Source organism: Pantoea leporis (assembly GCF_028048155.1).
In the GTDB taxonomy this organism is placed as follows: Bacteria; Pseudomonadota; Gammaproteobacteria; order Enterobacterales; family Enterobacteriaceae; genus Pantoea; species Pantoea leporis.
Genome location: NZ_JALMEU010000001.1, coordinates 973256 through 988088, shown reverse-complemented (window position 1 = coordinate 988088; position 14833 = coordinate 973256). Strand labels below are relative to the sequence as shown.

Genomic DNA, 14833 nt, shown 5'->3' with positions numbered 1-14833 from the left:
ATCGGGCGCGTGAACTGTAGCACGCAGGTAACAAAAAAGGCGACCAAAACTGGCCGCCTTTTAGCGATTATGATCAGGTTATTAACAACTTACTTATCGTTTTTAACCAGTCCATCGAGGAAGCGTTCCGCATCCAACGCCGCCATACAGCCGGTACCGGCAGAGGTAATTGCCTGGCGATAAATATGATCCATCACATCGCCGGCAGCGAACACGCCTGGGATGCTGGTTTGCGTGGCGTTGCCGTGCAGACCAGACTGCACTTTGATGTAGCCATTTTCCAAATCCAGCTGACCATCAAAAATTGCGGTATTTGGACTGTGGCCGATGGCGACAAACAAACCAGCGACGTCCAGTGATTCAGCCGCTTCACCTTTGGTAGACAGCAGTTTCAAGCCCGTCACGCCCATTTGATCGCCAACCACTTCATCCAGCGTGCGGTCGGTGTGCAGCACGATGTTGCCATTGCGCACTTTTTCCATCAGACGGTCAATAAGGATTTTCTCAGCGCGGAAACTGTCGCGACGGTGAATCAGATGCACTTCTGCAGCAATATTAGCCAGATAAAGCGCTTCTTCAACGGCAGTGTTACCGCCACCAATGACGGCAACTTTCTGATTGCGGTAGAAGAAGCCGTCGCAGGTCGCACAAGCAGAGACGCCTTTGCCTTTGAACGCTTCTTCTGATGGCAATCCGAGATAACGTGCCGATGCGCCAGTGGCGATGATCAACGCATCAGCAGTGTATTCACCGCTGTCGCCGACCAGACGGAACGGACGGTTCTGCAAATCGACGGTATGAATGTGGTCAAAAATGATCTCGGTGTTGAATTTCTCGGCATGCTCCTGCATGCGCTCCATCAACGCTGGACCGGTCAGATCGTTTGCATCGCCTGGCCAGTTCTCCACTTCGGTGGTGGTGGTGAGCTGACCTCCTTTCTCCAGTCCGGTAATTAACACCGGATTCAGGTTAGCGCGCGCTGCATATACCGCAGCAGTATAACCGGCAGGGCCGGAGCCCAGAATGAGCAGCTTACTGTGTTTGGCCGTACTCATGCGTTCCTCAATTTTTTTCTGACAACATAGTTTTTGATTGTAGGGAAATTAACGCCGCAAAAAAAGGCTCCAGCAATTTTGTTAACAATCACTGCGAGCGGCGTAGACGATGAGTGCAAGTTTTGCACGCGCGTTGCGCCAAAAGGGGGCAATGCTCGGCAATTAGTGGTGCAGCAGCATAAAAATTCTCATTTAAAAACAGCAACCCAGAACTCTATCTGGCATCTTGTACTGAATTTGGATGTTTTACTTTGACAATCGCCTGCGCTTTTGCGAAAACATTGGGAGAAGCAGAGAATATTTAGCGATTCAAAACAGAATTTCATTTCTGTTTTGGGCTTTTTAGCCGAATAAACTCAGCCTGACATTGGTAGTGACGCATGATGTGGACAGACAACATGCGTCATACGGATGGACGCGTTACTGCACAGGCTTATGGTCTTCACTTCAGTAAGGCCCTGAACAATGAGCGTTTTCAGGGTGTGGCAGGTAAAGGGAAGGAATTAAGAGAGACAATAATAATGGTAGACAATAAGAAACGCCCCGGAAAAGATTTAGATCGTATCGACAGAAATATTCTGAATGAACTGCAGAAAGACGGTCGAATTTCTAATGTCGAGCTTTCCAAACGTGTTGGATTATCGCCAACTCCATGTCTTGAGCGCGTGCGCCGCCTCGAGCGTCAAGGCTTCATTCTGGGCTACACCGCGCAGCTCAACCCGCATTATCTGGATGCTTCACTGCTGGTTTTCGTTGAGATTACTCTGAATCGTGGTGCGCCAGATGTGTTTGAACAATTTAACGCCGCCGTGCAAAAACTTGAGGAAACTCAAGAATGTCACCTCGTTTCCGGTGATTTTGACTACCTGCTGAAAACCCGCGTACCAGATATGTCCGCTTATCGTAAATTGCTGGGTGAGACCTTGCTGCGTCTGCCGGGCGTAAACGACACCCGTACTTACGTGGTGATGGAAGAGGTCAAACAGAGCAATCGTCTGGTGATTAAAACCCGGTAGTGCAGGGCAGGTGCAAAGCTTGCAGGATTTCGGTACACTCCTGTGAATTCATACAGGACCAGCGTCGGGCATGCCCGACGTTGTTGCCTTCTTAATTTACAGGCACCTGGAGAGTTCTCTTGAGCCAGGAATATACAGAAGATAAAGATGTTTCGTTACAACCGCTGAGCAGTGGACGTCGTCTGCTGGAAGCGTTGCTCATTCTTGTGGCCTTGTTCGCCATCTATTTGATGGTGTCGCTGGTTAGTTTTAACCCGTCAGATCCAAGCTGGTCACAAACCGCATGGCACGAACCTATCCATAATCTGGGTGGTAGCGTCGGCGCATGGCTGGCCGATACGCTATTGTTCATCTTTGGCGTGATGGCCTACGCCATTCCTCCCGTCATTATTGGTCTATGTTGGATCACCTTCCGCCAACGCGATCGTCAGGATTACATCGACTACTTTGCCGTTGGTTTACGCCTGATTGGCGTGCTGGCCTTGGTGGTAACGACCTGTGGTCTGGCGGCGCTCAACGTAGATGACATCTGGTATTTTGCTTCCGGCGGCGTAATCGGCAGCCTGGTCAGCAATGCGATGGCGCCGTGGTTCAGTTCGGCTGGCGGCACCTTGACGCTGCTGTGCGTCTGGGCTGCCGGCATCACGCTTTACACCGGATGGTCATGGCTGACGATTGCCGAGAAGATCGGCGGCGTGGTGATGGGTGTTCTGACCTTTGCCAGCAACCGTTCACGACATGACGAACCCTGGCAGGAAGAAGAATACGACGACGAAGAGCTTGCTGATGAGGTGTCGCCTCCAATGCATGCTGCACACTCCGTTAATGACGACGATGATGTCTTGTTAGCTAAACCGCGCAAGGTGAGCGAACCGGTTGCTGCGGAGTTGGGCGACGATCCGCTGCTGGCGAAGGCGAGTGCGGCAACTGCCGCTGCAATTGCGGTTACTACGCAAGCTGCACAGCAAACTCCAGCTGCTATGCAGCCTGCTCCAGCCGCATCTGCCGAACCCGACGCAATGCCACGCGTTGCCGAAGCCACGGCTCAGTCGACTCCGGCTCCTCAGCCTGTTGCTGCAGCGCAACAACCAATCGCGCAGCCTTCTGCTCCGCTCTATCGTTTCGAGATGCCAGGTGAAGCAGCACCTTCACCGTTTTCGCCGGCTGATGATGATGAGGGCCCGAGCATGGGCAACTGGCAGGATGCCGCTTCATCTTCTGCACCTTTAAACAGTCTCGCCGCCGCTTCACTTGCCGCTGGAGCAGTCAAAGCAGCGACATCACCTGCTGCTTATTCACCTGCCTTCGATATCGTACCTGAGCGTGATTACAACCCGCAGGTGAAGCAGGGCATTGGTCCAGAGTTGCCGCGTCCAAACAAAGTTAAGTTGCCAACACGACGTGAGTTAGCTTCGTACGGCATTAAGTTGCCTTCGCAGCGTATGGCGGAAGAGCAGGCTAAAGATGCTGAGCAGCAACAGCCAGAAGTCACTGCGTCTTACAGCGTTCCTCCACAGGAACAGGATGTTGAGCTGCAAGAGGCGCAGTTGCGTGAAGCCTTCGCGTCGCAGCAGCAGAATCGTTACGGTGAAAGCTGGCAGGAAGCGTCTGAGCCTGATGATGGGGATGCATTGCAGCAGGCTCAACTTGCACGTCAGTTCGCCGATCAGCAGCAGCAACGCTATACCGAACCTGAAGTGAAGGAAGCACCGGTATTTAATCTGGATACGTCGTCTGCCTTTGATTTTTCACCAATGAAAGATTTGGTCGACGATAGCCCGAGCGAGCCACTGTTCACTATTTCTGCATCGCCAGAGCCGGAAGAGCCCGCGCCGTGGCAACAACCTGCTGCGCCGGAGCCAGCGGCAATGCCGTCGTTGAGTGCTGAATCCAGCCCATGGTCGTCGCCGGAACAGGAAGCTTATTCTGCGCCGCCTGCACCAGTGAAACCTGCTGCGCCGGTGCAGGACAGCTTGTTCCATCCGTTCCTGGTTCGCCATGAACAGCCGCTGGAAAAACCTTCTACGCCGCTGCCCACGCTGGATCTGCTCACGTCACCACCGGCAGAAGAAGAGCCGGTGGATATGTTTGCGCTGGAGCAAACCGCGCGGCTGGTTGAAGCACGCCTAGCTGATTATCGAGTGAAGGCGGAGGTTGTAGGTATTTCACCTGGTCCGGTCATTACCCGCTTCGAGCTCGATTTAGCGCCAGGCGTTAAAGCTTCCCGTATTTCTAACTTGTCGCGTGATCTGGCGCGTTCTCTGTCTGCGGTTGCCGTGCGCGTGGTGGAAGTGATTCCAGGCAAGCCTTACGTCGGGCTTGAACTGCCAAATAAACATCGTCAAACCGTTTATCTGCGCGAAGTACTGGATTGCCCTAAATTTCGTGAAAACCCGTCACCGCTTGCAGTGGTGTTGGGTAAAGACATTGCTGGCCAGCCGGTGGTGGCTGATTTGGCGAAAATGCCGCACTTGCTGGTTGCCGGTACCACCGGTTCCGGTAAATCAGTGGGCGTTAACACCATGATCATTAGCATGCTGTATAAAGCCACGCCGGAAGAAGTGCGCTTTATCATGATCGACCCGAAAATGCTCGAGCTGTCAGTCTACGAAGGCATCCCTCACTTGCTGACCGAAGTGGTTACAGACATGAAAGATGCGGCCAATGCGCTGCGCTGGAGTGTTGGTGAAATGGAGCGTCGCTATAAACTGATGTCTGCGCTGGGCGTGCGTAATCTGGCCGGCTATAACGAGAAGATTGAGCAGGCTGCCGCGATGGGTCGACCGATTCCGGATCCGTTCTGGAAACCGGGCGATAGCATGGACACCACACCTCCGGTGCTGGAAAAACTGCCTTATATCGTGGTGCTGGTCGATGAATTTGCCGATCTGATGATGGCGGTCGGTAAGAAAGTCGAAGAGTTGATTGCTCGTCTGGCTCAGAAAGCGCGAGCGGCGGGTATTCACCTGGTGCTGGCGACACAGCGCCCGTCGGTTGATGTGATTACCGGTCTGATCAAAGCCAACATCCCGACGCGTATCGCCTTCACCGTTTCCAGCAAGATCGACTCACGTACCATCCTCGATCAGGGCGGTGCAGAATCACTGCTGGGGATGGGTGACATGCTGTACATGCCGCCAAACTCCTCAATGCCGGTACGTGTACACGGTGCATTCGTGCGCGATCAGGAAGTGCATGCGGTGGTTCAGGACTGGAAAGCACGCGGTCGCCCGCAATACATCGAAAGCATTACTGCTGGTGAAGAGAGCGAGAGCGCAGCTGGCGGAATGATGGGCGATGAAGAGCTGGATCCGCTGTTTGATCAGGCGGTTTCTTTCGTAGTGGAAAAACGCCGAGCCTCCATTTCTGGAGTTCAGCGCCAGTTCCGTATCGGATATAACCGTGCCGCACGTATCATCGAGCAGATGGAAGCGCAGGGCATCGTTTCTGAACCGGGACATAACGGCAACCGCGAAGTGCTTTCGCCGCCGCCACACGAGATGTAATTTATCGCGTGCAGTTGTCTGCTTATGGGCCAGTTAACACTGGCCCATTGTTTATCTGTTGGTCGATCCCCATATCTTCGGGAGCTTTCGGCTTTTTCTCCTGTCGAAGAGACAGGATGGCAACTACGTTTAATGCTGTAAGTGTCGGGAAACAATAAATAAGGAATCGAATCAGATGAAATTACGCGTTATTGCCTGTGGCCTGTTGGCCAGTTTTGTTTCCGCATCAGTATTGGCAGATGCGTCCAGCGATCTGCAACAGCGTCTCAATAAAGTGAACAGCTTCCATGCCAGCTTCAGTCAGAAAGTGACCGATGGCAGCGGTGCCAACGTGCAGGATGGTGAAGGCGAGCTGTGGGTGAAGCGCCCAAGCTTGTTTAACTGGCACATGACCGCGCCGGATGAAAGCGTAATTATTTCTGATGGCAAAAATCTGTGGTTCTACAATCCCTTCGTTGAACAAGCCAGCGTTAGCCTGTTGCAAAATGCAGCCAGCAACACGCCGTTTATGCTGATTGCGCGTAACCAGCCAAGCGACTGGAAACAGTACAACATCAAGCAGCAGGGCGATAATTTTGAGCTAACGCCGAAGAGCAGTGATGGCAACCTCAAGCAGTTCACCATCAATGTGACATCGTCTGGCACCATCAATAAGTTCAGCGCGATTGAGCAAGATGGTCAGCACAGCGATTATCAGCTGAAGAGCCAAAACAACGGCGCTATTAGCCCAGACAAATTCACCTTTACGCCGCCAAAAGGGGTAACGGTGGACGATCAACGTCAGTGAGGTCAAGGTGAGTAACCTGTCTCTGGATTTCGCTCCATCGAATGAGTTTCAGCCGCTGGCCGCGCGTATGCGGCCGGCGACGCTGCAACACTACATTGGGCAACAGCATTTGCTGGCGCCCGGTAAACCGCTGCCGCGCGCCATTGAGGCTGGGCATCTGCATTCGATGATTTTGTGGGGACCGCCTGGGACAGGGAAAACGACATTAGCCGAGATTATCGCCCATTACGGTAAAGCTGATGTTGAGCGCATTTCTGCTGTCACTTCTGGCGTGAAAGAGATTCGTGAAGCGATCGAGCGTGCCCGACAAAATCGTCAGGTGGGTCGACGTACCATCCTATTTGTCGACGAAGTCCATCGCTTTAATAAAAGTCAGCAGGATGCTTTCCTGCCACATATTGAAGATGGCACCATTACGTTTATTGGTGCCACCACTGAAAATCCCTCGTTTGAACTCAATTCCGCGCTGCTATCCCGTGCCCGCGTATATTTACTCAAGTCTCTTACCACTGCAGATATTGAACAGGTTCTGCTGCAGGCGATGCAGGATGACCAACGCGGTTATGGCAAAAGCGATATTGTGCTGCCAGATAATACGCGCCGTATGATAGCGGAACTGGTGAACGGTGATGCGCGTCGGGCATTGAATACGCTGGAAATGATGGCGGATATGGCTGAAAGCAATGCCGAAGGCCAGCGTGAATTAACGCCACAATTACTCAACGAAGTTTCCGGTGAAAGAGCGGCGCGTTTTGATAACAAAGGCGATCGTTTCTACGATCTGATCTCCGCTCTGCACAAGTCTGTTCGCGGTTCAGCACCTGATGCGGCACTTTACTGGTATGCAAGAATCATCACCGCCGGCGGCGATCCGCTGTATGTCGCCCGCCGTTTGCTGGCTATCGCCTCGGAAGATGTGGGTAACGCCGATCCGCGCGGCATGCAGGTTGCGCTAGCGGCCTGGGATTGCTTTACGCGCGTCGGTCCAGCCGAAGGCGAAAGGGCGATTGCCCAGGCGATTGTCTACCTTGCCAGCGCACCCAAAAGTAATGCCGTTTACACCGCTTTCAAAGCCGCGATGCGCGATGCGCGCGAATTTCCTGACTACGATGTGCCGGAACATTTACGCAACGCCCCAACCAAATTGATGAAAGAGATGGGGCTGGGCAAAGAGTATCGTTATGCGCACGACGAGACTAACGCCTATGCCGCTGGCGAAGTCTATTTCCCGCCTGAAATGGCGCAGACGCGCTACTATCAACCGACTAAGCGCGGGCTCGAAGGGAAAATTGGCGAAAAACTGGCCTGGCTGGCTGAGCAGGATCAAAATAGCCCGATAAAACGCTACCGCTGATAAACACCTTACGGTAAGGTGAGCAAGGATTTCATTGTATTCCATAGGGATGCAAGTCCCGCCATTCGTTCAATCAACCTTTTATTACACAGGATTAGCATGCTCGATCCCAACCTGCTGCGTAACGAGCCAGACGCAGTCGCAGAAAAACTGGCACGCCGAGGATTTAAACTGGATGTGGAAACCTTACGTTCGCTTGAAGAGCGTCGTAAAGTCTTGCAGGTAGAAACCGAAAATCTGCAGGCTGAGCGTAATTCCCGATCCAAATCCATCGGTCAGGCCAAAGCACGTGGGGAAGACATCGAGCCGCTGCGTCAGGAAGTGAACGCGCTGGGCGAACGCCTGGATGCGGCTAAAGCAGAACTGGATGCCCTGCAGAACGAAATTCGTGACTTTGCCCTCGCATTGCCAAACCTCCCGGTTGACGAAGTCCCGTTGGGTAAAGATGACAGCGAGAATCAGGAAGTCAGCCGCTGGGGCCAGCCGCGCCAGTTCGATTTCCCGGTGAAAGATCATGTTGAGCTGGGTGAAGCCGCCAAAGGTCTGGACTTTGCCGCCGCGGTGAAATTGACGGGTTCACGTTTCATTGTGATGCAGGGCCAGATTGCGCGTCTGCACCGTGCGCTTAGCCAGTTTATGCTTGACCTGCACACGCAGCAGCACGGTTATCTTGAAACCTATGTTCCGTATCTGGTGAATCAGGAAACGTTGTATGGCACCGGACAGCTGCCGAAGTTTGGTGAAGATTTGTTCCATACCAAGCCGCTGGGCGAAGAAGCGGGTAGCAGCAACTATGCGCTGATCCCTACCGCTGAAGTGCCGCTGACCAATCTGGTGCGTGATGAGATCGTTGAAGAAGAATCTTTGCCGCTCAAACTTGCTGCGCACACGCCATGCTTCCGTTCTGAAGCCGGTTCGTACGGGCGCGATACGCGTGGTTTAATCCGTATGCACCAGTTCGATAAAGTGGAAATGGTGCAGATTGTGGCGCCTGAAACCTCCATGGATGCACTGGAAGAGTTGGTGGGCCATGCTGAGAAAGTGCTTCAGTTGCTCAATCTGCCATACCGTAAAGTGCTGCTTTGCACCGGCGATATGGGCTTTGGCTCTTCCAAGACCTACGACCTGGAAGTTTGGCTGCCAGCACAGGACACCTATCGTGAAATCTCCTCTTGCTCCAACATGGGTGATTTCCAGGCTCGTCGTATGCAGGCGCGCTGCCGTAGCAAAACCGACAAGAAACCGCGTTTGGTGCACACGCTGAACGGTTCTGGTCTGGCGGTGGGTCGTACTCTGGTGGCTGTGCTTGAAAACTATCAGCAAGCAGATGGCCGCATTGAAGTGCCAGAAGTACTGCGTCCTTATATGGGCGGACTGGAATTCGTTGGCTAATCAACGCGCAATTATATAAACCCGGCAATGCCGGGTTTTTTGTTTCTTAAGCGGCAAAATAATTATTTTTTAGTCGGAATTAATAAGAAATAAACGTTATCGACAAGAAATGGCTATTAACCATTAAAAATCGTAAATTCAAATAGATAGATGCCGCACTTGTATCCCTCATCATGCTTCTAACCCTCTGAAGATAAAAAAAATAAATTGTTCCGCAGCAAATCGTGCGGCGACGAATTTTTGCACATTGACTTTAAGATAGCCGATGGCAAACTGCGCGCAATTATCGTCATTTCTTTTGGTTTTATTCCCTATGTCAACCTGGTCGCGCCCCGTCGTTTTGCTGCTTTGCGGCTTAATGCTTATGACGGTGTCTATCGCTGTGCTTAATACGCTGGTACCGCTCTGGCTTACCCATGATCAATTGCCAACCTGGCAAGTGGGAATGGCTAGCTCATCGTATTACACCGGTAACTTGCTGGGCACCTTGCTCGCGGGCTGGTTGATTACTCGTTATGGTTTTAATCGCTGTTTTTACCTCGCCAGCGTGCTTTTTGCCGTAGCGACCATGGGCATGGTGATACTGGATGGTTTCTATAGCTGGACATTACTGCGCTTTACCGCAGGTGTCGGTTGTGCACTGATTTGGGTGGTGGTTGAGAGTGCCTTGTTATGCAGCGGTACCGTGCGTAATCGCGGTCAGTTGCTGGCGGCTTATATGATCATCTATTACCTCGGCACTGTTGCAGGCCAGTTGCTGGTGAGCCGCGTGTCAACCGAACTGCTCCACGTGATTCCATGGGTGACTGCACTGATTATCTGTGCGGTATTGCCGGTAGTATTTGTGCATGTCAATACCAGCGCTGCGACAGAAGAAGCTTCAACGGGGCGCCTTTGGGTTATGTTGCGTCGTCGTAGTTCTCGTCTCGGCATCAATGGCTGCATTATTTCCGGTATCGTTCTCGGCTCACTTTATGGCTTGATGCCGTTGTATCTGTCACATCAGGGCATGAGTGATGCAAACGTCGGTTACTGGATGGCGTTACTGGTCAGCTCCGGCATTGTCGGTCAGTGGCCGGTAGGACGTTTAGCCGATCGCTTTGGTCGCCTGATGGTGCTGCGTGTGCAAGTGTTTGTGGTTATCCTGGGTGCGATTGCTATGTTAGGTGATACTGCGATGGCGCCAGCGCTGTTTGTGCTTGGTCTTGCGGGTTTTACACTTTATCCGGTGGCGATGTCCTGGGCGTGCGAAACCGTCGCGCATCATGAGTTAGTGGCAATGAATCAGGCGTTACTGTTTAGCTATACCGTGGGCAGTTTGGTGGGGCCGGGAATGACGTCAATGCTGATGCAAAATTACTCTGACCGCCTGCTGTTTGTGATGATTGCTGCAGTTGCACTGGTTTATCTGGTGATGTTACTGCGCAAAGCCGATCATCAGGCTACTCCGGTCGCACATGCTTAACGCATTCCCATGAAATAGTAAAAAGGGGAGCCGGTGGTTCCCCTTTTGTTTGCGGTTAATACATCACTTCATGGCCGTAGCTGGCGAGGATATTCTTCACTCGCTCCATGGTTTCCTTGCTCGGCGGCTTAACACCATCCAGCTTGTACTCTTCGCCCATGGCGATCCATTTGTGTTTGCCTAACTCGTGGTAAGGCAGCAATTCGATCTTCTCTATGTTATCCATATCTTTGGTAAACTCACCCAAGCGATGAACGGAGTCATCATCATCGGAGTAGCCAGGCACCACTACAAAGCGGATCCAGGTGCGTTTGCCTCTCTTCTGCAGATAGCGCGCAAAGTCCAGCGTACGATGATTGGAAACGCCCACCAGAATCTGATGCACATCATCGTTAATCTGTTTTAAATCGAGCATTACCAAATCAGTGGCATCAAGCAATTCATCGATCACCGGATCGTAGCGACGAACAAAGCCGTTAGTGTCGAGACAGGTATGAATGCCTTCTGCCTGGCAAGCGCGGAACCAGTCACGCACGAACTCCGCTTGTAAGATCGCTTCGCCACCCGACGCCGTCACGCCACCGCCAGATGCATTCATGAAGTGACGATATGAGAGCGCATCCTTCATCAACTCTTCAACGGTAACTTCTTTACCGCCATGCGTGTCCCATGTATCGCGGTTATGGCAATACAAGCAGCGCATGAGGCAGCCCTGAAAAAAGGTAATGAAGCGGATGCCTGGGCCGTCAACGGTGCCGCAGGATTCAAAGGAGTGGATACGACCGATGGTTGACATTGCGATGAGTTCTCCAGGTGGGCCTGAATATCAGGCAGCACAATCTATGTTGTGCTCTAAAAGTGAAAGTCGATTTTGCCAGGTCGCCAGCACCAGCAAACTGGCAAAACGGACTTGTGGAGAAAAGGCTCCCGCAGGAGCCTTTCAATCTCAGTGAACTACGATTACAGCGACTGAGTGAACGTACGGGTAATTACATCCTTCTGCTGCTCTTTGGTGAGCGAGTTGAAGCGCACAGCATAACCGGATACGCGAATGGTCAGCTGCGGATACTTCTCAGGATGTTCCATCGCATCCAGCAACATCTCACGGTTCATCACGTTAACGTTCAGATGCTGACCGCCCTCAATATTGGCTTCATGGTGGAAATATCCATCCATCAGGCCAGCAAGATTGGTTTTACGCACGTTATCATCTTTACCCAGCGCATTTGGCACGATGGAGAAAGTATAAGAGATGCCGTCTTTCGCGTAAGCAAAGGGCAGTTTCGCGACGGAGGTCAGTGAAGCCACCGCACCTTTCTGATCACGGCCGTGCATTGGGTTAGCACCCGGACCGAATGGCGCACCCGCACGACGTCCGTCTGGCGTATTACCGGTTTTCTTACCGTAAACCACGTTAGAAGTGATGGTCAGCACTGACTGAGTTGGCACCGCGTTACGGTAGGTTTGCAGTTTCTGAATTTTCTTCATGAAACGTTCAACCAAATCGCACGCCATGTCATCAACGCGAGAGTCGTTATTACCAAATTGCGGATATTCGCCTTCAATTTCAAAGTCTACCGCTAGACCATCTTCATCACGGATGGTTTTCACTTTGGCGTATTTGATGGCAGAAAGTGAGTCAGCCGCAACAGACAGACCCGCGATACCACAGGCCATGGTGCGATAAACGTCACGATCGTGCAGCGCCATCAGTGAAGCTTCGTAGCTGTACTTATCGTGCATGTAGTGAATGATATTCAGGGAGGTGACGTACTGCTTAGCCAGCCAATCCATGAAGTGATCCAGGCGCTCCATCACGATGTCGTAATCAAGAATCTCGTCAGTGATTGGTGCTTCTTTCGGACCCACCTGCATTTTCAGTTTTTCATCAACGCCACCGTTGATTGCGTACAGCAGGGTTTTTGCCAGGTTGGCACGCGCACCGAAGAACTGCATCTGCTTACCGACAATCATTGGGCTAACGCAGCAGGCGATAGCATAGTCATCGTTGTCGAAGTCAGGACGCATCAGGTCATCATTCTCATACTGCAATGAGGATGTATCGATAGACACTTTTGCGGCGTATTTCTTAAAGTTAACCGGCAGTTTTTCTGACCACAGGATGGTCATATTTGGCTCCGGAGATGGCCCCATGGTGTAAAGCGTATTCAGGAAACGGAAGGTGCTTTTAGTCACCAGAGTACGGCCATCGACGCCCATACCCGCCAGTGATTCTGTTGCCCAGATTGGGTCACCGGAGAACAGCTCATCGTATTCAGGCGTACGCAGGAAGCGCACCATACGCAGTTTCATCACCAGATGGTCAATCAGTTCCTGTGCTTCTTCTTCAGTCAGTTTTCCGGCCTGAATATCGCGCTCGATATACACATCAAGGAAGGTGGATACGCGACCAAAGGACATTGCCGCACCGTTCTGAGATTTCACCGCCGCGAGATAGCCATAGTAAGTCCACTGAACGGCTTCTTGAGCATTGGTAGCGGGCAGCGAGATATCTGAACCATACTTCGCAGCCATCTCTTTGATCTGACCCAGTGCGCGGTGCTGTTCAGAGATCTCTTCACGCAGGCGAATGGTGGCTTCGAGGTCAACGCCATTCTCCATATCGCTCTGCAGAGAATTGAACTGCGCAACTTTGTCTTTCATCAGAAAATCGATGCCGTACAGCGCAACGCGGCGATAGTCACCGATGATACGACCGCGGCCATAGGCATCCGGTAAACCCGTCAACACGCCTGATTTACGGCAGCGCATGATGTCAGGGGTGTAAACATCGAACACGCCCTGGTTATGGGTTTTGCGGTAATCAGTGAAGACTTTTTTCAGCGCGGGATCAAGTTCGCGGCCATAAACCTTGCAAGAACCCTCAACCATTTTGATGCCGCCAAACGGGATGATGGCACGTTTCAAAGGTGCTTCAGTTTGCAGGCCAACGATTTTTTCCAGCGATTTGCTGATGTAGCCGGCATCGTGAGAGGTGATGGTTGAAGCCAGATCGGTGTCAAAATCTACCGGCGCGTGGGTGCGGTTCTCGATTTTGATGCCTTCAAGTACGCTGTCCCACAGCTTAGTTGTGGCCGGCGTCGCGCCAGCGAGGAAGGATTCGTCGCCTTCATACGGTGTGTAGTTTTTCTGGATAAAGTCACGGACGTTGACGCTGTTCTGCCATTCGCCGGCGCTAAATCCTTCCCAGGCTGACGCCATTTTTTCATTCAGTTCGGACATGATATACCTGCCTTATTTAGGGAGACTTTGACGTATGGCGCGCTGACTCAGCACGCCCGTACCAATTCATTAATGCACCGGCTCATCGCCACGCAGATAGATTACCCAGTAGGTCAAACCGACTAATAATCCGCCGCCAATAATGTTGCCGATGGTCACGGGAATCAGGTTGTTAACAATAAAGTCACTAACGCTTAGTGATGGGAACTGTGCTGCGCTTGCACCAGCCATTTGCCAGAATTCCGGGCTGGAAAAATCACGGATAACGATGGCCATCGGGATAAGGAACATGTTGGCAATACTATGTTCAAAACCGCAGGCAACAAACATCGCCACCGGTAGGATCATCGCAAACATTTTGTCCATCAGACTGCGGCCGGAATAACTCATCCATACCGCCAGGCAAACCATCAGGTTGGCGAGCGTGCCGAGACTCACTGCTTCAATAAAGGTGTGATGCATTTTATGGTCAGCGGTTTGCAGGACATTCAAACCCCAGGCACCATTCGCCACCATGTGTTCACCGGCTAACCAGATCAGCGCGACAAAGAACAGCGCACCAAACAGGTTACCGATATAGACCGTCAACCAGTGTCGACCGAGTTGCAGCCAGGTGATACGGCCGCTGGCTTTTGCCACCACGATCAAAACAGTTGAGGTGAACAGGTCAGCACCGCACACCACGACTAACATTAAACCGAGCGAGAAACAGATACCGCCGATCAGTTTTGCTATGCCGTAGGGCATTGCTCCACTTCCGGTGGTCGCAGTGATATAGAAGACAAATGCGATTGAGATAAATACGCCAGCAGTGATGGCAAGGAAGAAGGTGGTTAAAGGACGTTTAGTAGCTTTATATATGCCGGCTTCTTCTGCAACTTTCGCCATTGCCGCCGGTAATAATGAATTAAAAGGGTTGTCAGCTTTCACACTAACGCTCTCCAAAAATTGCCTGTAAAGATATTAACAAAGGAGTATAGGTCAGAAATTGATGTGGATCATATTTGACCGGAAG

10 protein-coding genes are annotated in these 14833 nt (G+C 51.9%); 6 read left to right on the top strand and 4 right to left on the bottom strand.

The window, feature by feature from the left end; genetic code table 11:
- Positions 1-89: 89 nt before the first annotated feature.
- Positions 90-1055 (bottom strand): thioredoxin-disulfide reductase, encoded by a 966-nt coding sequence (gene trxB / locus MWH02_RS04650; protein ID WP_061717155.1) that lies wholly within the window; start codon positions 1053-1055, stop codon positions 90-92.
- Positions 1056-1576: 521 nt separating this feature from the next.
- Here trxB and lrp point away from each other — a divergent pair.
- The 6 genes from lrp (at position 1577) to MWH02_RS04620 (ending at position 10575) form a co-directional block, all read left to right on the top strand.
- Positions 1577-2071: a leucine-responsive transcriptional regulator Lrp gene (gene lrp, locus MWH02_RS04645; protein ID WP_006118610.1), complete on the top strand. Its 495-nt coding sequence runs from the start codon at positions 1577-1579 to the stop codon at positions 2069-2071.
- A gap of 119 nt (positions 2072-2190) precedes the next feature.
- Positions 2191-5577, top strand: coding sequence for a DNA translocase FtsK 4TM domain-containing protein (locus tag MWH02_RS04640; RefSeq protein WP_271459981.1), 3387 nt, complete (start codon positions 2191-2193; stop codon positions 5575-5577).
- Positions 5578-5752: 175 nt separating this feature from the next.
- On the top strand, positions 5753-6364 hold the full coding sequence (gene lolA / locus MWH02_RS04635; RefSeq protein WP_008102417.1) for an outer membrane lipoprotein periplasmic chaperone LolA: 612 nt from the start codon (positions 5753-5755) through the stop codon (positions 6362-6364).
- A 7-nt stretch (positions 6365-6371) separates the two neighbouring features.
- Complete coding sequence (locus MWH02_RS04630) at positions 6372-7718, top strand: replication-associated recombination protein A (protein ID WP_271459980.1); 1347 nt, start codon at positions 6372-6374, stop codon at positions 7716-7718.
- Positions 7719-7817: 99 nt separating this feature from the next.
- Complete coding sequence (serS, locus tag MWH02_RS04625; RefSeq protein WP_101760965.1) at positions 7818-9110, top strand: serine--tRNA ligase; 1293 nt, start codon at positions 7818-7820, stop codon at positions 9108-9110.
- Between the two features lie 313 nt (positions 9111-9423).
- Positions 9424-10575: an MFS transporter gene (locus MWH02_RS04620; protein WP_101760964.1), complete on the top strand. Its 1152-nt coding sequence runs from the start codon at positions 9424-9426 to the stop codon at positions 10573-10575.
- A 55-nt stretch (positions 10576-10630) separates the two neighbouring features.
- On the opposite strand, the gene pflA is transcribed toward MWH02_RS04620, so the two are convergent.
- From pflA to focA, 3 genes are all read right to left on the bottom strand, one after another.
- Complete coding sequence (gene pflA, locus MWH02_RS04615) at positions 10631-11371, bottom strand: pyruvate formate lyase 1-activating protein (RefSeq protein ID WP_101760963.1); 741 nt, start codon at positions 11369-11371, stop codon at positions 10631-10633.
- A gap of 164 nt (positions 11372-11535) precedes the next feature.
- Positions 11536-13818 carry a formate C-acetyltransferase gene (gene pflB / locus MWH02_RS04610; RefSeq protein WP_101760962.1) on the bottom strand — a complete coding sequence of 761 codons (2283 nt, stop codon included), beginning with the start codon at positions 13816-13818 and terminating at the stop codon, positions 11536-11538.
- A gap of 69 nt (positions 13819-13887) precedes the next feature.
- On the bottom strand, positions 13888-14748 hold the full coding sequence (focA, locus tag MWH02_RS04605) for a formate transporter FocA (protein WP_101760961.1): 861 nt from the start codon (positions 14746-14748) through the stop codon (positions 13888-13890).
- Positions 14749-14833 lie beyond the last annotated feature (85 nt).